General features: G+C 71.0%; 18 protein-coding genes. 9 read left to right on the forward strand and 9 right to left on the reverse strand.

What is annotated here, in order from left to right:
- Positions 1 to 3 precede the first annotated feature (3 nt).
- From FDA94_RS08420 to FDA94_RS08430, 3 genes are all read right to left on the reverse strand, one after another.
- The gene (locus FDA94_RS08420; protein WP_062340627.1) at positions 4 to 453 is read right to left on the reverse strand and encodes a DUF3307 domain-containing protein; all 450 of its coding nucleotides are present in this window, start codon (positions 451 to 453) and stop codon (positions 4 to 6) included.
- Between the two features lie 84 nt (positions 454 to 537).
- The gene (locus FDA94_RS08425; RefSeq protein WP_137246452.1) at positions 538 to 1,194 is read right to left on the reverse strand and encodes a Crp/Fnr family transcriptional regulator; all 657 of its coding nucleotides are present in this window, start codon (positions 1,192 to 1,194) and stop codon (positions 538 to 540) included.
- The gene (locus FDA94_RS08430; RefSeq protein WP_137246453.1) at positions 1,191 to 2,072 is read right to left on the reverse strand and encodes an LLM class flavin-dependent oxidoreductase; all 882 of its coding nucleotides are present in this window, start codon (positions 2,070 to 2,072) and stop codon (positions 1,191 to 1,193) included. The genes FDA94_RS08425 and FDA94_RS08430 overlap by 4 nt, the downstream gene beginning before the upstream one ends.
- 105 nt (positions 2,073 to 2,177) lie before the next feature.
- Here FDA94_RS08430 and FDA94_RS08435 point away from each other — a divergent pair, with 105 nt between their 5' ends.
- Positions 2,178 to 3,317, forward strand: coding sequence for an MFS transporter (locus FDA94_RS08435; protein WP_137246454.1), 1,140 nt, complete (start codon positions 2,178 to 2,180; stop codon positions 3,315 to 3,317).
- Positions 3,318 to 3,335: 18 nt separating this feature from the next.
- Here FDA94_RS08435 and FDA94_RS39845 read toward each other — a convergent pair whose 3' ends face one another.
- Positions 3,336 to 4,220, reverse strand: coding sequence for a hypothetical protein (locus FDA94_RS39845; RefSeq protein WP_212735228.1), 885 nt, complete (start codon positions 4,218 to 4,220; stop codon positions 3,336 to 3,338).
- Positions 4,221 to 4,245: 25 nt separating this feature from the next.
- Positions 4,246 to 4,527 carry a hypothetical protein gene (locus FDA94_RS40355; protein WP_246059659.1) on the reverse strand — a complete coding sequence of 94 codons (282 nt, stop codon included), beginning with the start codon at positions 4,525 to 4,527 and terminating at the stop codon, positions 4,246 to 4,248.
- Here FDA94_RS40355 and FDA94_RS08445 point away from each other — a divergent pair.
- From FDA94_RS08445 to FDA94_RS08455, 3 genes are all read left to right on the forward strand, one after another.
- Positions 4,408 to 5,385, forward strand: a complete 978-nt coding sequence (locus FDA94_RS08445; RefSeq protein WP_246059657.1) for an NAD(P)-binding domain-containing protein — start codon at positions 4,408 to 4,410, stop codon at positions 5,383 to 5,385. The two genes, FDA94_RS40355 and FDA94_RS08445, sit on opposite strands and share 120 nt — an antisense overlap.
- 75 nt (positions 5,386 to 5,460) lie before the next feature.
- Positions 5,461 to 6,411 carry an ATP-binding cassette domain-containing protein gene (locus tag FDA94_RS08450; protein WP_137246456.1) on the forward strand — a complete coding sequence of 317 codons (951 nt, stop codon included), beginning with the start codon at positions 5,461 to 5,463 and terminating at the stop codon, positions 6,409 to 6,411.
- Between the two features lie 12 nt (positions 6,412 to 6,423).
- The gene (locus FDA94_RS08455) at positions 6,424 to 7,248 is read left to right on the forward strand and encodes an ABC transporter permease (protein ID WP_137246457.1); all 825 of its coding nucleotides are present in this window, start codon (positions 6,424 to 6,426) and stop codon (positions 7,246 to 7,248) included.
- On the opposite strand, the gene FDA94_RS08460 is transcribed toward FDA94_RS08455, so the two are convergent.
- Positions 7,230 to 10,271, reverse strand: a complete 3,042-nt coding sequence (locus FDA94_RS08460; protein ID WP_212735229.1) for an AfsR/SARP family transcriptional regulator — start codon at positions 10,269 to 10,271, stop codon at positions 7,230 to 7,232. The two genes, FDA94_RS08455 and FDA94_RS08460, sit on opposite strands and share 19 nt — an antisense overlap.
- 37 nt (positions 10,272 to 10,308) lie before the next feature.
- Here FDA94_RS08460 and FDA94_RS08465 point away from each other — a divergent pair, with 37 nt between their 5' ends.
- Both FDA94_RS08465 and FDA94_RS08470 read left to right on the forward strand, forming a co-directional pair.
- Positions 10,309 to 11,169, forward strand: coding sequence for a DUF4429 domain-containing protein (locus FDA94_RS08465; protein ID WP_137246459.1), 861 nt, complete (start codon positions 10,309 to 10,311; stop codon positions 11,167 to 11,169).
- Between the two features lie 22 nt (positions 11,170 to 11,191).
- Positions 11,192 to 12,058, forward strand: coding sequence for an aldo/keto reductase (locus tag FDA94_RS08470; RefSeq protein WP_137246460.1), 867 nt, complete (start codon positions 11,192 to 11,194; stop codon positions 12,056 to 12,058).
- Here FDA94_RS08470 and FDA94_RS08475 read toward each other — a convergent pair.
- Positions 12,042 to 12,497 (reverse strand): NUDIX domain-containing protein, encoded by a 456-nt coding sequence (locus FDA94_RS08475; protein WP_137246506.1) that lies wholly within the window; start codon positions 12,495 to 12,497, stop codon positions 12,042 to 12,044. The genes FDA94_RS08470 and FDA94_RS08475 overlap by 17 nt on opposite strands.
- Before the next feature lie 107 nt (positions 12,498 to 12,604).
- Here FDA94_RS08475 and FDA94_RS08480 point away from each other — a divergent pair, with 107 nt between their 5' ends.
- Positions 12,605 to 14,827, forward strand: coding sequence for an MMPL family transporter (locus FDA94_RS08480; protein ID WP_137246461.1), 2,223 nt, complete (start codon positions 12,605 to 12,607; stop codon positions 14,825 to 14,827).
- A 52-nt stretch (positions 14,828 to 14,879) separates the two neighbouring features.
- Here FDA94_RS08480 and FDA94_RS08485 read toward each other — a convergent pair whose 3' ends face one another.
- Positions 14,880 to 15,731 (reverse strand): PD40 domain-containing protein, encoded by an 852-nt coding sequence (locus tag FDA94_RS08485; protein WP_170990836.1) that lies wholly within the window; start codon positions 15,729 to 15,731, stop codon positions 14,880 to 14,882.
- 58 nt (positions 15,732 to 15,789) lie between these two features.
- On the opposite strand from FDA94_RS08485, the gene FDA94_RS08490 reads away from it, so the two are divergent.
- Positions 15,790 to 16,998: an MFS transporter gene (locus FDA94_RS08490; RefSeq protein WP_137246463.1), complete on the forward strand. Its 1,209-nt coding sequence runs from the start codon at positions 15,790 to 15,792 to the stop codon at positions 16,996 to 16,998.
- Here the strand turns inward: FDA94_RS08490 and FDA94_RS08495 are convergent.
- Complete coding sequence (locus FDA94_RS08495; protein WP_137246464.1) at positions 16,950 to 17,684, reverse strand: MBL fold metallo-hydrolase; 735 nt, start codon at positions 17,682 to 17,684, stop codon at positions 16,950 to 16,952. The two genes, FDA94_RS08490 and FDA94_RS08495, sit on opposite strands and share 49 nt — an antisense overlap.
- A 222-nt stretch (positions 17,685 to 17,906) precedes the next feature.
- Here FDA94_RS08495 and FDA94_RS08500 point away from each other — a divergent pair, with 222 nt between their 5' ends.
- Positions 17,907 to 18,686 (forward strand): putative RNA methyltransferase, encoded by a 780-nt coding sequence (locus FDA94_RS08500; RefSeq protein ID WP_137246465.1) that lies wholly within the window; start codon positions 17,907 to 17,909, stop codon positions 18,684 to 18,686.
- Positions 18,687 to 18,782 lie beyond the last annotated feature (96 nt).

Here is an 18,782-nt window from a genome sequence, read left to right on the forward strand (position 1 = left end):
CCCCTAGACGATGATCAGTGCCGAGACGAACAGCCAGGCGAGATGCCAGGTCTGGTCAAGAACATACGCCCCCGTCCCGATGGACGGGTTGTCGTCGTGGCCGGGACGGGGCACGCCGAGGGCGGCGAACCTGCCCCGGCCGGTCTTGGCGGCGAGCCACTGGATCGGCCAGCGGCGGTCGGCGATCCAGTGGGTGACCCCCGTGACGGCCAGGCCGATCGCGACGTCGGCGGGCGCGAAGACCGCGCCGAGCTGCCAGACCAGCACCATCAGGCCGGCGAAGGCCAGCACGACGTGGGTGAGGACGTGGGTGGTGTTGGCCAGCCGTCCGGCCCAGCCCGGCTGGATCTTGGTGCAGGCCTGGTGGTCGGTCTGGATCCAGTGATCCACGATCATGTGGGTCGTGTAGAGCGTGACATAAACGGCGGCGAACTCCGCCAGGCGGTCGCTCATGTCCACATCTGTCCTTCCAGCACCATTCCCCAACATGATCGACAGTAGGGCGGGCTGCCGGGAAGTTCTGTGAACCAGTACTCACTACGACTGACGTGCGCGGCGCCGCAGTCCGTCCATGTCATTGATAAGTACGCGCCGGCGGCCCGTCTCGATCAGACCTCGATCACGCAACCCGCGAAGCGCCTTGTTCACGGCCTCCCTGGAGGAGCCCACCCAGCTGGCCAGTTCGTCCTGCGAGAGCGGCAGTTCGAGGCTGACGCCGCCCGGCACCTGCTCGCCGTAGCGCTCGGCCAGTTCCACGAGCCGGTTGGCGACCCGGACGGCGGTGTCGAGCACGCCGTACTCGATCCGCTTGCGGTCGGCGTCGCGCAGGCGCTCGGTGACCGTACGCATGATCAGCACCGCGACGCGGCCGTTCTCCCGCAGGAATCCGGCGAAGTCGCGGATGGCCAGGCCCTCGACCGGTTCGACCGCGGTCACGGTCGCCGAACGGGGCTCGCCGTCGATGGAGGCCATCTCCCCGACGACGGCGCCGGGGCCGCGTACGGCCAGCACCACGTCGGTCCCCGATTCGGACGCGGCCGAGATCTTCACCTTGCCCGACAGGACCAGCAGCACCCACGTCGAGGGGTCGCCCTGGGTGAAGACGATCTCTCCCCGGGCCCAGGTTCGGGTTCGGCCGCGGGCCCGCAGGTCGATCTGCTCCTCGGGGGTGAGCTTGCCGAACAGCTCGGTCATGAGGTCCTTCTGAGTTCCGGCAGCACGTCTGCCGCCACCGCGTCGAGGACCGATTCGTCCCCGGCCCAGATGCCAGTCTCGCGCGGCCAGGGCGCGGCGATGTCGGTGTAACCGAGTTCGGCAGACCTTCCTACAAAATCGCGATAACACTCGACACTCGACAGCGAATAGACGGGGGCGGAGTCCGACTGCAGGAACCGCCGCACGCCCTCACGCGGACGCCCCAGGTCCGCCAGCGCGTCGTCGAAGCGGCGCGAGGCCTCGGCGACCGCGTCCCACCAGGCGCCGAGGGTCTCCTTGCCGCGTCCGCCGAGGGTCACCCAGCCGTCGCCGAACCGCGCGGCCAGCGCCATCGCCTTCGGGCCGTCGGCGGCGACCAGGAAGGGCAGGCGGGGGCGCTGCACGCAGCCGGGGGCGTTGCGGGCCTCGACCGCCTCGTAGTAGTCGCCCGACCACGACACCCGCTCCTCGCGCAGCAGCAGGTCGAGCAGTTCGACGAACTCGGCGTAGCGGGCGTGCTGGCTGGCGGGTTTCCAGCCCAGGACGCGGGAGTCGTAGTCGCCCCGGCTGCCCGCGCCGATCCCGAGCGTGAAGCGGCCCTGGGAGAGGTCGTCGAGGGCGGTGAGGTCGCGGGCGAACGGCACCGGGTGGCGGAAGTTGGGCGAGGAGACCAGCAGGCCGATCTCGATGGTCGAGGTGACCATCGCCGCGGCCGCCAGGGTCGGCACCGAGCCGAACCAGGGGCCGTCGACGAGGGTGCGCCAGCCCAGGTGGTCGAAGGTCCAGGCGTGGGCGAAGCCGTAGGCCTCGGCGGCTCGCCAGCGGCGTTCGAGCTCGGGTCGGCGGTGTTCGGGCAGGATCGTGATTCCGGCACGCATGTAACCATCGTGACATGCTGGCCAAATCCCTACATTTCCGATCGGTCTTCTAATCTGGTCAGGTTTGCGTGCCCTCCCCTCCCTGACCGATCGAGAGGACACCTGTTGGCCCACGACCTGACCCGGGCCCGATTCGGAACGACGTCGTCCTTCGTGCTGTGCGGGATCATGTCCGGCACGCTGACGGTCCGCGTCCCGGCCATGACCGACGCGATCCACCTGACCAAATCGCAGCTCGGCATCGTCCTGCTCGCGTGGGCGGTCGGCGGGCTGCTGGCCATGCAGGGCTCCCGGCCCATGCTGCGCCGCCTCGGCAGCGGCCGGTCGCTCACCCTGGCGATGCCGCTCAGCGCGCTCACTCTGGCCGGGGTGGCGCTGGCGCCCGACTACGTCGTGCTGATCGTCGCGGCCGCCGCGTTCGGCGTGGCGGTCGGCCTGTTCGACATCTCGATGAACGCCCAGGGCTCGGTGGTGGAGAACGCCTCGGGCCGGTCGCTGATGAGCGGGTTCCACGCCGGGTGGTCCGTCGGGGCTATCGCGTCGGGGGCCCTCGGGATCGGCGCGATCAGGCTGGGGCTGTCGTTCCGCGACCATCTGATCCTGGTGGCGCTGGCCGGCCTGCCGGTCGCGGCGGCGCTGGCGCGCACGTACCTGCCCGACCCCCGCGGCGACGACGGCGGCGCGGCGGTACGCCGGCGGCTGCCGCCCGTGGTCTACGTGCTGGGCGTGGTGGTCTTCGCGGCGTTCATGATCGAGGGCATGGTGGGCGACTGGAACGGTCTCTACCTGCGCGACGTATTGGGCGCCCCCGAGTCGCTGGCCGCCCTCGGATATCCGCTGTTCGCCGGCGGCATGCTGGCCGCCCGGCTCGCCGGTGACCGGCTGCGCAGACGCTACGGCGCCGCCGCGTGCCTGCGCTTCGGCGGGCTCGTGGTGGCGCTGTCGTTCGGGGTGGTGATCACGGCGCCGGTGGCCGAGGTCGCGCTGGTCGGGCTGCTGGTCGCCGGGGTGGCGATGGCCACCGTGATCCCGTTCGCGCTGTCGCTGGCGGGGGGAGCCGACCCGGCGCAGTCGGGGCCTGCCATCGCGCAGACGGCCGCCATCGGCTACGCCGGGTTGCTCCTCGGACCAGTCCTGATCGGGTTCCTCGCCGACGCGACGTCGCTTCGGCTGGCCCTTTCTGTGGGACTGGTCCTCGGAGCGGTGATCTGGCTGTCAACCCGGTATCTACCGGCCGACTCCTGAATCGTCAGGCGTGAATCATCAGGAGTGGGCCAGGCAGCTCGACGAGACCGTCACGACGGTCGGCAGGCTGCCGGTGTTCATGAACTGCATCTGCCACTGAGCGCCGCTGGCGGCGCTGCGGATGGGCGCCATCGGGACGCCCTGGCTGAGCAGCGGAACGGTCCACGAACCGCCGACCAGCGTGCTACCCGCGGGGCAGCTACCGCCGTTGACCTGAGCGTTCAGCTGCGGAAGCAGGGTCACCGGCTTGCCGGCGACGTGCACGACGCCGGTGATGGTGGAACCCGCGGCGGCCGGACCGGCCGAGCCGCCGATGGCGCCGCCACCGAACTCGTCGTCATCCTCGAAGCCGTCCTCTTCCTCGAAACCGTCATCGCCGGTCTCGTCGTAGAAGTGGCCATCCCTGCAGTGACGGTCGTGCGAGCCGACAGCCACACGCTGGGCCGAACCCTCGAGGCCCTCGAAGCCGTTCGTCGCCGGCGGCTCGAGCGGAACCATCGGCGGACGGTGGTGGTGGTGCGGGCGGTGGTGGTGCTTGTGCGGCTTCTTCAGGTGCTCGTGCTCGTGGTGGATGTGCTTGTTCCAGCAACGGTCGTGAATGATGTGGTTGTCGTGCTTGTGGTGGTGGTGCCTGTGCACGAAGTGGCGCCTGTGGTGGTGGTGCTTGTGCAGCCAGTGCTTCGTGTGGAAGATGCGGTGGTAGTGGTGGATGTGGTGCCATTCAATCTTCGGGCGAATGCGGATGTGCCGCTTCTTCACCCGGTACTTGATCACCTTGACTCTCTTGGCTTTCTTGTACTTCTGAACCGGCGCGTGGCCCACGACCTGGGTGTCAGAGAGAGGGGCGGCTTGCGCGGGAAGCGCGACCCCCATGAAACCGAGGCCCATGATTAGGGCGATCATGTACGTTCCGTACCTCATGTGCCGATCATGCAATAAGTGGGCGGATCTCCTTTGGCAGCACACACAAAGGCGCGGGAAAGCTCGGCCAGGAAATGTCCGTTAATTCGGGAAGTTCCGCGAGGTTCGCTTGGTTGAGGATGTCGTGATCGATGTCGATGTTGTGGTGATCGGGGCAGGTCAGGCGGGATTGTCCGCTGCGTACTTCCTGCGGCGGTTCGGGTTGTCGCAGGTCGTGCTCGACGCGGAGGACTCCCCAGGCGGGGCGTGGCGGCACCGATCCCCCACGCTGACAATGGATCGCGTGCACGGCATCTTCGATTTGCCGGGGATGTCCCGGCCTGCTGTCGACCCGGGAAAGGCGGCGGCGGAGGCCGTACCGGATTATTTCGCCTCTTATGAATCACAAATGGGTTTGGACGTCGTGCGTCCACACAAAGTAGGAAAAGTCGAACCGGGATTCACGGTCGACGACACCTGGCGCGCACGGGGAATCGTCAACGCCTCCGGCACCTGGACCCGCCCCCATTGGCCCTTCTATCCCGGGCGTTTCGACGGCAGGCAGCTCCACTACGCGTCCTATGCGGGCCCGGCGGAGTTCGCCGGGCTGAACGTCGTGGTCGTCGGGGGCGGGCACTCCGCGATGCACGTGCTCTCGGAGGTCGGCGCGGTGGCGCGCTCGACGCTCTGGGTGACACGCCGTGAACCCGACTTCCGCCCCGAGGGCTTCGACGGCCGCGACGTCGTGGCGCTCGTCGACCAGCGGGTGCGCTCTGGCCTGCCGCCCCAGAGCGTGGTGAGCGTGACCGGCCTGACGTACACGCCGGTCGTCACCGAGGCCCTCGAACGGGGCGTGCTGACCCGGCGGCCGATGTTCACGCATCTGGTGAGCGACGGCGTGTCGTGGGGCGAGGAGGTCTTCCGCGCCGACGTCATCGTCTGGGCCACCGGCTTCCGCGCCGACCTGCGCCACCTGGCCCCGCTGAAGCTGCGCGAACCCGGCGGCGGCATCCGCATGGACGGCACCCGCGTCGTGGTCAACCCTCTCGTCCACCTCGTCGGTTACGGCCCCTCCGCCAGCACGGTCGGCGCGAACCGGGCCGGCCGGGAGGCCGCCCGCGACCTGGCCCGGCGGCTGGCGCCGCACAGCTCGCTGAGAGCGGGCTGAGACGCTGCTGAGGGCCCGCTGAGGCTGACAGCGCGCTGTGCGCCGGATGACAGGGGCGAGCCGCACCCTTGAGGCATGGAATACGCATTCGAGGCCCGGGGCCTCGTGAAACGCTACGGGAAGACGACCGCCCTGGCCGGGCTCGATCTCTCCGCCCCGCAGGGGACCGTGCTCGGGGTGCTCGGCCCGAACGGGGCCGGCAAGACCACCGCCGTCCGGATCCTGGCCACGCTGCTGCGCCCCGACGAGGGACGCGCGTTCGTCGGCGGGCTCGACGTCGTCAAGGACGCCGCCAAGGTCCGCCGCCTGATCGGCCTGACCGGCCAGTACGCCTCCGTCGACGAAGACCTGACCGGCATGCAGAACCTGGTCCTCATCGGCCAGCTGCTCGACCTGCGCAAGAGTGAGGCGATCGCCAGGGCCACCGAGCTGCTGGCCGAGTTCGGGCTGGCCGACGCGGGGGCGCGGCAAGCCAAGACCTACTCGGGCGGCATGCGCCGCCGCCTCGACCTGGCCGCCAGCCTCGTCGGCCGGCCCGACGTCATCTACCTCGACGAGCCCACCACGGGGCTCGACCCGTCGAAGCGCGACGACGTGTGGAACATCGTGCGCGGGCTGGTCAAGGACGGCGTGACCGTGCTGCTGACCACGCAGTACCTGGAGGAGGCCGACGCGCTGGCCGACGAGATCACCGTCGTCGACCACGGCCGGTCGATCGCCCACGGCACCCCGGCCCAGCTCAAGCAGATCGTCGGCGGCCAGACCATCCTCGCCCGCCCGGCCGACCCGGCCCGCCTCGCCGAGACCGAGGCCATCCTCACGAGCGTCTCCGGCCGTCCGGCCGAATCGCCCAGCCGCGGCGTGGTCACCGTGCCCGTCGACGGCGACGCCCAGTTCACCGAGGCGGTGGCGCGGCTGGCCCAGGCCGGCGTGTCGGTCACCGAGCTCTCCCTGCGCCTGCCCAGCCTCGACGAGGTGTTCTTCACCCTCACCGGCCAGCGCGCCACCGACGAAGAAGCGGCCTGAGAGGAATCCCCCATGACGACGACCACGCTCTCCCCCGTACAGTCCCCGAAGACCGCCCCCACCCGCTCTCAGCCACGCCCTTTCGGGCTGGTCAGACATAGTCTCGCCCTCGCGCGGCGGAGCTTGATAAAGACGATCAGGACGCCCGAGCAACTGCTCGACGTGACCCTCCAGCCGATCATCTTCGTGGTGCTGTTCGTGTTCCTGCTCGGCGGCGCCATCGCCGGCGACACCCACCAGTACCTGCAGTTCCTCCTCCCGGCGATCCTCGTGCAGACCGTCGTGTTCGCCTCGGTCGCGACCGGCGTGAGCCTCAACACCGACCTCAAGAAGGGGGTCTTCGACCGGTTCCGCAGCCTCCCGATCGGGCGGTCGGCGCCGCTGATCGGGTCGGTGCTCGGCGACCTGATCCGCTACGTCGTCGCCACGCTCTCCCTCACGATCTGCGGGCTGGTGCTCGGTTTCGAGCTGGTCAACGGCATCGTGCCCGCGCTCGCGGCCGTGGTCATGACCATCGGGTTCGCGTTCTGCCTGAGCTGGGCGTTCGTCCTGCTCGGGATGGTGCTGCGGGAGCCGGGGGCGGTGCAGGGCGTCGCGTTCCTGACGATGTTCCCGCTGACGTTCGGCACCGGCATGATGGCCCCGGTCGACACCCTGCCCGGCTGGCTCCAGTCGTGGGTGCAGGTCAACCCGGTCGCCCACGCGATGGAGGCCGCCCGCGGCCTCATGATCGGCGGACCGGTGGCCGGCCACGTCGTGTGGGTCGTCGCCTGGGGCCTCGGCCTGCTGGCGGTCTTCGCGCCGCTGGCGGTGCGGGCCTACCGGCGCAGGACCTGATCGATCGCGGCCGGCCGGTCGAGGGCCGCGCCCTTGCCGTAAGCCTGCTGGTAGGCCTCCTCGCCGAGGGTCTCCCGCAACTGCACGGAGATCCGGAAGACATCGGGGTTGTACGCGTCGGGGGCGCCCCGGAGCTGCTCGCTCGCGCCGAGCAGCCGGGCCGCCCCTTCGGCGTTCCCGCGTACGCCCTCGACCTCGGCGGCCAGCACGCCCACCCTGGCCAGCACCGGCCGGTCGCGCACCGAGTCGGCCAGTCCGGCGGCCTCGGCGGCGAGGGAGGCCGCCGCTTCCAGGTCGCCCTCGGCCACCGCCAGATGGCCGAGACACGTCAGCACCAGCGCCCGGAACTGCGGCGACACGATGCCCGACTGGTCGACGGCGACGGCGGCCTGCTCGTACTGGAACCTCGCCTCGACGAGGTCGCCCACCTCGCGGGCGAGGTCGCCGAGCCCGATCCGGGAGAAGGCGGCGTCCCTGATCGACCACTCGTTCCGCCTCGACTCGGCCATCAGCCGCAGCTCGTGGCGGGCGCCTTCGACGTCGCCCTGCCGGCTGCGCGCGGTGGCCAGGTACATGCGCTGGTGCCCGGCGTCGTCGTCGGGGTTGAGCAGCCGGGTCAGCTCGATGGCCTCCTCCAGCGACTTGACCACGAGGTCGAAGTCGCCGAACAGCATGGCCGCGTCGGCGATGAACGTCAGCGCCTGGGCCAGCCCCCAGCGGTCGCCGACCTCGCGGAACCCGACGGCGGCCTCCCGCAGGTCGGCCAGCATGCCGTTGGGGTCGCCCTCGTTCTCCAGCATGAAGCCCCGGAACATCAGCAGCATCGCCCTGCTCCACGGGGAGGCCACGCCGAAGGCCCGGTCGATCGCGGCGAGGCCGCCGTCGACGTCGTCGAGGAACAGGTGGTAGATCGGGGTGATCAGGCAGAGCAGCGGGTCGTCGTCGACCTCGGCCTGCCGGGAGATCTCGCCGAACCGGGCGATCAGCCCGTCGACGTCCTCGACCGGCTGGCTCATCAGCGAGTTCAGCAGGTACATCATCGTGGTGATCAGCCACGCGTTCCGGTCGGGTTCGCCGTCGAGGTCGAGGGCCGACTTGAGCCACGGCACCGACTCCGACCGGCGGCCGGTGATCATCCAGAACGTGCCGAGGGCGGCGGTGATCCTGGTCGCGGTGGCGGCGTCGCCCCGCTCGATGGCGTAGTGGAAGGCGGCCAGCAGGTTGTCGTGGTCGGTGCCGAGGATGCGGATCCAGCTCAGCTGCCCGTGGCCGTGCATCTGGGCGCCGCCCTGCTCGGCCAGGTCGAGGAAGTAGCGCGTGTGGGCGCGGCGGACCTCGTCGACCTCGCCGCGTTCGGCCAGGCGCTCCAGGCCGTATTCGCGGATGGTCTCCAGCATCCGGTAGCGGGGCCCGTCGATGAGCTGGAGCAGCGACCGGTCGACCAGGGCGGCCAGCAGGTCGAGCGAGCCCCCCACGGCCTCGGCCGCCTCGGCGGTGAACCCGCCGGGGAACACCGCGAGCCGTTCGGCCAGGTCGCGCTCGTCGTCGCCGAGCAGGTCCCAGCTCCAGGCCACCACCGCGCGGAGCGTCTGGTGCCGCGCCATCGCGGTACGGCTCCCGCCCGTCAGCAGCCGGAACCGGTCGTCGAGCCGGGCCGCCACCTGGTCGACGGTGAGCGAGCGCAGCCGGGCCGCGGCCAGCTCGATCGCCAGCGGCAGGCCGTCGAGGCGGCGGCAGATCTCCCGTACGACCGGCGTGTTGGCCTCGGTGAGGGCGAACCCGGGACGCACCGCCTCGGCCCGGTCGAGGAACAGCCGGACCGCCGGTTCGTCGGCCAGCGGCGGCACCGGCCACAACGACTCGCCGAAGATCCCCAGGGCCTCGCGGCTGGTGGCCAGCACCGTCAGGCGGGGGCACAGCCCGAGCAGCTCGTCGGCCAGCCTGGCGGCGGCGTCGATGAGGTGCTCGCAGTTGTCCAGCAGCAGCACGCCCTCGCCGCCCGACAGCACCTCGACGATGCGGGCGATCGTGCCCTCCTGCGCCTTGGTCTGGCCCGCGCCCACCGCCGTCAGCACCGCCTGCGGCACGTCGTCGGGGTTGGTGACCGGAGCCAGCTCGACCAGCCAGACCGGCCGGTCGAGCCCCGCGGCGACCGTGCTGGCCAGCCGGGTCTTGCCGGCGCCGCCGGGCCCGACCAGGGTGACCAGGCGGCTGTCGGCCAGCCGCCGGGCGATCTCGGCCATGTCGTGGTCGCGGCCGACGAAGCTGGTCAGCGGCGCCCGCAGCGCCGGACGCCCCCGGCGCGGCGCCTGCTCCTCGCGCAGCACGGCCAGGTGGGCCTCGCGCAGCTCGGCGCCGGGGTCGACGCCGAGTTCGTCGGCCAGGACGTGCCGGACCTCCTCGAACACGGTCAGCGCCTCGGCCCGCCGCCCCGACGCGGCCAGCGCCCGCATCAGCAGCGCGTGCACGCGTTCCCGCAGCGGATGGCGGGCGGCCAGGTCGCGCAGCTCGGAGATCACCGGCTCGGCTTCGAGGCGGTCTTCGGTGGCGGTCAGCCAGGCCTCGTCGAGGCCGGCCACTGCGGCGTCGGCGAACGGCGCGTCGGCCACGTCGGCCAGCGGACGCCCCCGCCAGAGCGCGGCGGCCTCGCCCAGGAGCCCGGCCGCCCGCCGGTGGTCGCCGGAGGCCAGCGCGGCGCGTCCGCTCGCGGCCAGTGCGGCGAACCGGTGGGCGTCGACGTCCTCTTTCGGCAGCGTCAGCCGATATCCGCCGGGCTCGGAGCGCAGCGCCGCAGGGTCGGGCAGCACCCGGCGCAGCCGCGACACGAGGGACTGGAGGGCGTTGGCCCGGTCGGCCGGGGGCGCGTCGCCCCAGAGGGCTTCGGCCAGCTCGTCGTGGGTGATCAGCCGGCCGGGGTCGAGCGCGAGGCGTACGAGCAGGGCACGGAGGCGGGCGCCGCCGATCGTCACGGCCTCGCCCCCGCCGGACCGCACTTCGAGCGGCCCCAGAATCCCCACGCGCATAATCCCCACTTTGCCACCTGATGCGTAGGATCCCGCCATGACCGAGGTGCTGGTACGCGACGGCTCGTGGACCTTCAACGGCGACGTCATCCGGATCGTGCCCGCCAAGGAGCGCGGGGTGAACAAGCTCCGCCAGGCCCTCGGCGAACTCGTGGTGCCGCTGGCGGCCGTGGCCGGGATCGCCTACCAGCCCGCCCGCAAGGGCGGCCAGTTACGCCTGCGCATGCGCGAGGGCGCCGACCCGTTCAGCCACGCCACCGGCGGACGCCTCCCCGAGGCCGCCGACCCCTACCGGCTCACCATCGACGCCGACCGGACGGGCGCGGCCGAGTACTTCGCCGACGAGGTCCGCGCCGCCCTGCTCTCCGAGGGGGTGCCCGACGGGCCCAGCGACCGCTTCCTGCTGCCCGGCCCTCCGGTGCCGCTGACCGCCAACGCCTCCGACGGCCTGATCACCTTCGACGGCGAAGTGATCCTGATCGAGTTCAACTGGGCGGCCGACACCACCAAGCGCAAGGCCGGGCCGCAGCGCATCGCGCTGGCCGACCTCGCGGCGGTCGAGTGGATCCCCAACGGCGGCCTGGAGAACGGCCGGCTCAGGTTCACCCGCAAGGACGAGCCGTCGACCCGGCCGCCGATCAAGTACGACCCGTCCTCCGTCGTCCTGTGGGGCCTCGACAAGGAGACCCGCACCGTCGCCCTGCTGGTGACCGCCGTCGTCGCCCGGCTGCCCCATCCGCTGGCCGAGCCGCCCGCGATCGAGGCCGCCCCGCCGAAGGACGACGATCACGACGTCGTGCTGCGCCGCCTGCGGGAGCTCGGCGCGCTGCACCGCGACGGAGTGCTCACCGACGAGGAGTTCACCACCGCCAAGCAGGCTCTGTTGAAACGTCTGTGATCGCCCTGGTTAGCCTGAGGGCATGATTAACCGCCGCATCGGAAGCCGCCAGGTCAGCGCCATCGGCCTTGGCGCGATGCCCATGTCCACCGCCGGTCACATGCCCGACGAGGCCCAGTCGATCCGCACCATCCACGCGGCCCTCGACGCCGGGGTCACCCTCATCGACACGGCCGACGCCTACACGCCCTCGCACACCGACGTAGGCCACAACGAGCGCCTGGTCGCCAAGGCCCTGAACAGCTGGAGCGGCGACGCCGGGGCGGTACTGGTCTCCACCAAGGGCGGCCACACCCGTACGCCCGGCGGCGGCTGGGGCAGGGACAGCCGGCCCGAATACCTGTTCCAGGCCTGTGACCGCTCGCTGAAGGCCCTCGGGGTCGAGTCGATCGGCCTCTACTTCCACCACCGGCCCGACCCGCAGGTCCCCTACGAGGTGGCGATCGGCGCCATCAAGGACCTCGTCGAGGCCGGGAAGGTCCAGATGGCCGGCGTCTCCAACGCCGACCCGGAGCAGTTGCGGGTGGCGCGGGAGATCCTCGGCGACGACCTGGTGGCCGTGCAGAACGAGTTCTCGCCCCGGTTCCGCACCAGCGAGCCCGAGATCGACGTCGCCGACGAGATCGACATCGCGTTCCTGTCGTGGTCGCCGCTGGGCGGCATGGGCTCGGCGTCCGAGCTGGGCAGCCACCACGCCGCCTTCGGCGAGATCGCCGAAGCCCACGGCGTGTCGCCGCAGCAGGTCTGCCTGGCCTGGCAGCTGGCGCGCAGCCCGCGCATCGTGCCGATCCCGGGCGCCAGCCGCCCCGAGAGCATCCTCGACTCGCTGAAGGCGCTCGACCTGCGCCTGTCCGACGACGAGCTCGCGCGCCTCAACTCAGGTAGGTGAACCCTCCCGACGCGCGCGCGGCGACGGAGGCGTGCAGCCGCCGGGCCTGCCAGTCGGGCAGGATCTTGTCGGCTTCGGCGGGGGTGAAGAACCCCCAGTCGTCGAGCTCCTCCTCTTGGAGGGTGATCCGCGCGCCGTCGGGCAGGGCTCCGCAGTCGAAGGTGAAGTGGACGAGCGGATAAGGCCGCTCGTCCTTCAACGGCACCCAATGGACGACGAGCAGCCGCCCCACCGGGAGCGTCAACCCGACCTCCTCCCTGAGTTCCCGGCCGCAGGCCTCCTCAGGGGTCTCGTCCTCGTCGACGTGGCCGCCGGGCCAGCCCCACAGGTCGCGGTAGTTGGGTTTCACCAGCAGCACCCGGTCGTCGGCGTCGGTGACGAACCCGGCGGCGGCCGGGATCACGCGGTGGATCTGGGCGTAGAACACGTCTGCGGGCATCACAGCCCTGAGGTTAGCCGGGGTTGTCCCCTAGCTCTCCGGAAGGAGGGCCGATCTCCCATCCACGCAGGAGGTTCCGGCCCCGATCGATTTCTACGTTCGTAGACATGGTTCGGAATCGGAACATCGCCGCCCGGGTGGGCGGCTGGAGCGCACGCCACCGCTGGTGGGCGCTGTTGATCTGGGTGGCGTTCGTGGCCGGGGCCACGTTCGTCGGAGGCGCCGTCGGCACGGCGGAGATGAAGTCCTACGAGAGCGCCAACGGCGACTCGCGCGCCGCCGGGCAGATCCTCGACGGCGCCGGGTTCGTCGACCCGGCCGGTGAGATCGTGCTGGTGCAGAGCACCCGGGTGACCGTCGACGACCCGGCCTTCAAGGCCGCCGTCGACGACGTCGTGCGCTCGATCACCGCGACCGGCCAGGCCGAGAACGTCACGACCCCCTACGACGCCCAGCCGTCGCCGGTGACCGCCGACAAGCGGACCACCCTGATCCAGTTCACCATGAAGGGCGACGCCGACACCGCCGCCGACCGGGTGAAGCCGGTGCTCGACGCGGTCGAGGGCGTGCAGGCCCGCCACCCCGATCTGCGGGTCGAGCAGGCCGGCGGGGCCAGCGCCGACAAGCTGATCGGCGAGGCCATCGACGACGACTTCGTCCGGGCCGAGCAGCTCTCGCTGCCGATCACGCTGGGCATCCTGCTGGCCGCGTTCGGCGCGATCCTGGCCGCGATCATCCCGGTGGCGCTCGCGCTGACCGCCATCGCCGGGGCGACCGGCCTGCTCGCCCTGACCAGCCAGTTCCTGGCCGTCGACGCCGCCACCACCAATGTCATGCTGCTGATCGGCCTGGCCGTGGGCGTCGACTACTCGCTCTTCTACATCATGAGAGAGCGGGAGGAACAGGCGAAGGGCCGGAGCAAGCAGCGCGCCATCGAGATCGCCGCCGGCACCTCCGGCCGGGCGGTGCTGATCTCCGGCATCACCGTGATCGTCGCCATGGCGGGCATGTTCCTGACCGGCAACGGGATCTTCATGGGCTTCGCCGAGGGCACCATCCTGGTCGTGCTGACCGCCGTGGTCGGCTCGCTGACCGCGCTGCCCGCGCTGCTGTCGCTGATCGGCGACAAGATCGACGCCCGCGCGTTCCACGGCACCGTCCGGGTGCTGACCCGGGGGCGGGTCACCTGGCGGCGCATCCTGGGCGTGCGGGGCGGCGAGAGCCGCGTGTGGGGGGCGATCCTGCGTCCGGTGCTGCGGCACCCGATCATCTCGGTCGTGATCGCCGGCGGCCTGATGATCGCGCTGGCCGTGCCCGGCCTGAGCCTCAAGCCCGGCCCGCAGACGATCGACGAGCTCCAGGGCGACTACAAGATCGCCGAGACCTTCAAGGCGATCGACAAGGCCTTCCCCGGCGGCAACGAGCCCGCCGTGGTGGTGGTCGAGAACCCCGACACCGCCGCGATCGAGCGCCTCAAGGAGCAGGCGCTGGCCTCCGGTCACTTCAACGAGCCGTTCACCGTCGACGTCAACCCGCGCGGCGACGTCGCCCGGATCAGCATCGGCATCAAGGGCACCGGCACCGACGCGGTCTCGGAGAACGCGATCCACGCGCTGCGCGACACGATCATCCCGGCCACCCTGCCGGGCGCGCACGTCACCGGCTCGACCGCCGGGTCGATGGACTTCAACGACCAGATGTCGGCCACCCGGCCGCTCGTCTTCGGGTTCGTGCTGCTGCTCGCGTTCATCCTGCTGCTGGTCTCGTTCCGCTCCCTGGTGGTCGCGGTCAAGGCGATCCTGCTCAACCTGCTGTCGGTCGCGGCGGCCTACGGCGTGCTCGTGCTGGTCTTCCAGTGGGGGTACGGCGAGAGCGTCATCGGCTTCCAGTCGACGGGCACGATCACCGACTGGCTGCCGATGTTCCTGTTCGTCATCCTGTTCGGCCTGTCGATGGACTACCACGTGTTCATCCTGAGCCGGATCAGGGAGGCCTACGACAAGGGCATGCGCACCGAGGACGCGGTCGCCCACGGCATCCGCTCGACGGCCGGCGTGGTCACCAGCGCCGCCCTGATCATGGTGGCCGTCTTCGCGGTCTTCGCCACCCTGTCGCTGCTGACGTTCATGCAGATGGGCGTGGGCCTCGCGGCGGCGATCCTGATCGACGCGACGATCGTCCGCGCGGTGCTGCTGCCGGCCACGATGCGCCTGCTGGGCGAGTGGAACTGGTACCTGCCGCGCTGGCTCGACTGGCTGCCGAGGCTGTCGCACGGCGACGACGACGAGGACGAACTCCCCGCGCCGCGGAAGGAGCCCGCGCTCGTGTAATCGGGCGCGGACGGCCCGGCTCCGCGCGGAGCCGGGCCTGTGCCTGTGCCTGTCAGAGCACCCGCAGCAGCGCGTACTTCCGGTACTGGACCGGTTCGGAGATCTTCCGGACCACCTTGAAGCCCGGCGAGAGCACCACGACCGTGTTGCGGGTCGCGCCCTTGACCCTGACCGCGAGCCTTCCGTCGTTCAGGTACATGGCCCCGATCAGGGTGCCCTTGACCGGCGGCACGACCCGCTTGCCCGTCACGGTGTCGACGATGCGGGGCGTGTACCAGAGCGGCCAGGTGCCGTCGCCGCCCTCGGTGTTCCGCCCCAGCGGGCGGTAGACCACCTTGCGCCCGTCGGGCGACAGCGACTGCACGTGGTTGGTCCAGCCGACGCCCTTGGCCTTGCGCGACTTGCCGGTCGTGATGTCGAGCACGTGCACGCCGTCGGTGGTGCCGGTGTAGCCCGCCAGGTAGCGGCCGTTGCCCGACCAGGCCAGGTGGCAGACGCCGTAGGTCCGGCCGACCGTCTTGCGGCCCTTGCCGTCGGCGCCGACGACCGCGATCGGGGCGCTGCCCTCGGTCGACATGACCGCGTAGGCGACCTTCGTGCCGTCGGGCGACCAGGCCGGCGTGGCGCACGGCGTGCCCGCGACGGCGCCCGACGCGATGATCTTGTCGACCGTGCCCGCCTTCACGTGCACCTTGCCGTTGATGTCGACATAGGCGATCTTCCGGCCGTCCTGCGAGACCGAGAACTGGCCGTTCGGGTCGACGGTCTGCCGGGCGTAGGGCGAGTGGATGGCCACCCCGTGCTCGTACCGGTAGAACACCAGCCCCGACGGGAGAGCGGCCGCGGCGGGCGCGGCGGGAATGATCGCGACCAGGGCGGCGGCGACGGCGAGCAGTCTTCTCATGGCATGCGATCTTCGCACCGCCCGAAGGGCGAAAACGGTCCAAAGGTAAAATCGCCCCATGTCGGGGACGCGGAAGGCCTACTTCTACTGGGGCGCCGGCGTCGTCGCCTACCTCGTCGCGGTCTTCCACCGCCAGACCCTCGGCGTCACCGGCCTGGAGGCCGCCGCCCGCTTCGACCTCGGCGCCGCCGGCCTGTCGGCGCTCGCGATGCTCCAACTGCTCGTGTACGCCGCCCTCCAGGTCCCCGTCGGCATCCTCGTCGACCGCCTGGGCTCCAAGAAGATGCTGCTCGCCGGGGCGGTCGTGCTGGCGGCCGGCAACCTGGTCTTCGCCTTCGCGGGCGGCGCCGCCGGGGCGATCGCGGCCCGGATCCTGATCGGCGCCGGCGACGCCGCCACCTTCATCAGCGTGATCCGCATCGTGAACCTGTGGTTCCCGCCCGGCCGCAACCCTCTGATGGTGCAGACCACGGGGCTGCTGGGGGCGCTGGGGGGCATCCTGGCGGCCGTACCGCTGATCTCGGCCCTGCACGCCTTCGGCTGGCGCGACACCTTCCTCGGCGCGGCGGGCCTGAGCGCGGTCGCCTTCGCCGTGGTGGTCGTGCTGCTCCGTGAGGCCCGGCCGGGGAAGGCCGCGAACGCGCGCGGGCTGCGCGCCGCCTGGGCCGAACCGGGCACCCAGCTCGGCCTGTGGTCACACGCCGCCGCCCAGTCGTCGATGGCGGCGTTCCTGCTGCTCTGGGGCTACCCGTTCCTGCTCCAGGACCAGAAGCTGTCGCCGACCGCGGCCGGGGCGCTGCTGACCACGATCACCGTCGTGTCGCTGGCCTGCAACCCGATCTTCGGCTGGGTCGCCGGACGATGGCCGCACCGCCGCTCGTGGATCATCCTCGGCGTCGTCGGCTCGACCGCGGGCGTCTGGACGGCCGTGCTGCTCTGGCCCGGCCCCTCGCCCCTGTGGCTGCTCGTGCTGCTGGCCACGGTGCTGGCCACCAACGGGCCCGGCTCGGTGATCGGCCTAGACTTCGCCCGCACCCACAACCCGGCCGAACGCATCGGCGTGGCCACCGGCGTCGTCAACGGCGGCGGCTTCCTCGCCACGGTCGCCCTGCTCGGCCTGATCGGCGTCGGGCTCGACCTGCACGGCGACTTCCGGTGGGCGCTGGTCGCCCAGTATCCGATCTGGGCCCTCGGTGTCTTCCAGGTGCTCCGCTACCGTCAGCGGACCTTCGTGAACGGCTCGGCCAAGTGGGAGGTCGCCAGGTAGGTGGCCCGGCCGAGCACGACCTGACGGCTGGTCAGCGCCCGCTCGGCGTCGTCGTCGTAGTGGTAGCCGATCGTCGGGTCGGCCAGCTGCACGGGGTGGTGCAGCACGTCGCCCGAGACGATCAGGTCGCCGACCAGGACGACCTGGTGACCGGGGGTGTGCCCGGGGGTGTGCGCCACCCGGACGTTCTCGAAGAGGTCTCTGGACCCGTGGACGATCTGCAGCTGGTCGCCGAGCGGCTTGACGATCCGGTCGCGCATGAGCCCGCCGCCGGGCCAGTCGAGCTCGGCCTCCTGCAGCACGTGGCGCGCGTTGGCGAACACCGGGGCTCCGTCGGCGACGCAGCCGCTCACGTGGTCGCTGTGCAGGTGGGTGAGGATCACCGTGTCCACGTCGGCCGGGGCCACGCCGACCGCGTCGAGTTCCTGGAGCAACCGGCCCGGGATGGGCGCCCAGCCCGCCGCGGGGCCGGTAAGGTCGCCGACGCCGGTGTCGACCAGGATGGTGTGGCTGCCGGTGCGCAGCAGGAAGCAGTGGAAGTGGAGGATCCACTCCTCGCCGTCGGCGAACGACCCGCCGGGGAACAGTTCGGGCAGCGGCCGGGCGATGCTCGGCCCCATGGGCCCGACGGCATCACACAGCGGCGTGACCTCGACCCCGGCGAAGGTCATCGGTTCGTACGGCATTACCGCACTTTATTCTCCTACATGCGGTCATCGTGCATCATCGGTTGGAATAATCGAAGTTCACGTCGGCGGCGTACACGGCGCGCTGGCACTTCGCGCAGCGGTAGACGATCGGGCCTTCGTCCAGGACAGTCCGACAACTCGGGCAGTTGCGTCTCTTCTTCGTCATAAGGACAGTTCACCCCAGACCGGTTGCAGACGACTTGACGGGATACTGGTCGGATGCTTGGAGACGTCATCGACCTGCTGGTCTGCCCGGTCTGCCGCGACGACCTGGCCCTCGTGGAGGGCGCCGCCCGCTGCCCGCGCGGCCACTCCTTCGACGTCGCCCGGCAGGGCTACCTCAACCTGCTGAGCACTCCGGTGAAGGGCGACACCCCGGAGATGGTCTCGGCACGTGAGACGTTCCTCGCGAGCGGCGCCTTCGCGCCGATCGCCGAGACGGTGGCCGCCCGCGCGAAGGGCGTCGTCGGCGACGCCGGCGCCGGGACCGGCTACTACCTGGCGCGGGCCGTCCACGACCGGGGCCTCGCCCTCGACGTCTCCAAGCACGCCCTGAAGAAGGCCGCCAGAGCCCATCCGAGGATCGGCGCGGTCGCCGCCGACGTCTGGAAACCGCTTCCGGTACGCGACGCGGCGTTTGACACGCTTCTCAACGTGTTCGCCCCTCGGAACGCCCGTGAGTTTCGCCGTGTCCTGAAACCAACGGGAACACTGATAACGGTCACGCCGAACCCCGATCACCTGGCGCCGATCGTCGAGCGTTTCGGTCTGTTGTCGGTCGACGACGAAAAGGAACGGCGGCTGTCCGACACCCTCGGCGACCACTTCGCACGCGACGTGACCGAGCCGGTCGCCGACTGGGTCGACCTGACGGCGGCCGAGGTCATGTCGGTGATCGCGATGGGCCCGAGCGCCTGGCACGCGCGCGCCGGCGGCGTCTCGGAAGGGGCCCGGGTGCGGATGTCTGTGCAGGTCACGGTGTGGCGTCCGAAAAGCTGAAAATGGTGCCCGCAGCCCTAGTGACCAATGGGGTTTTTCACCGTAAATTCCCACCTGAGATCCCCTGTTTGTCGGCCATTCCGGGGGCTGACGGGA

Source organism: Herbidospora galbida, from assembly GCF_005233835.1.
GTDB classification, from domain to species: Bacteria; Actinomycetota; Actinomycetes; order Streptosporangiales; family Streptosporangiaceae; genus Herbidospora; species Herbidospora galbida.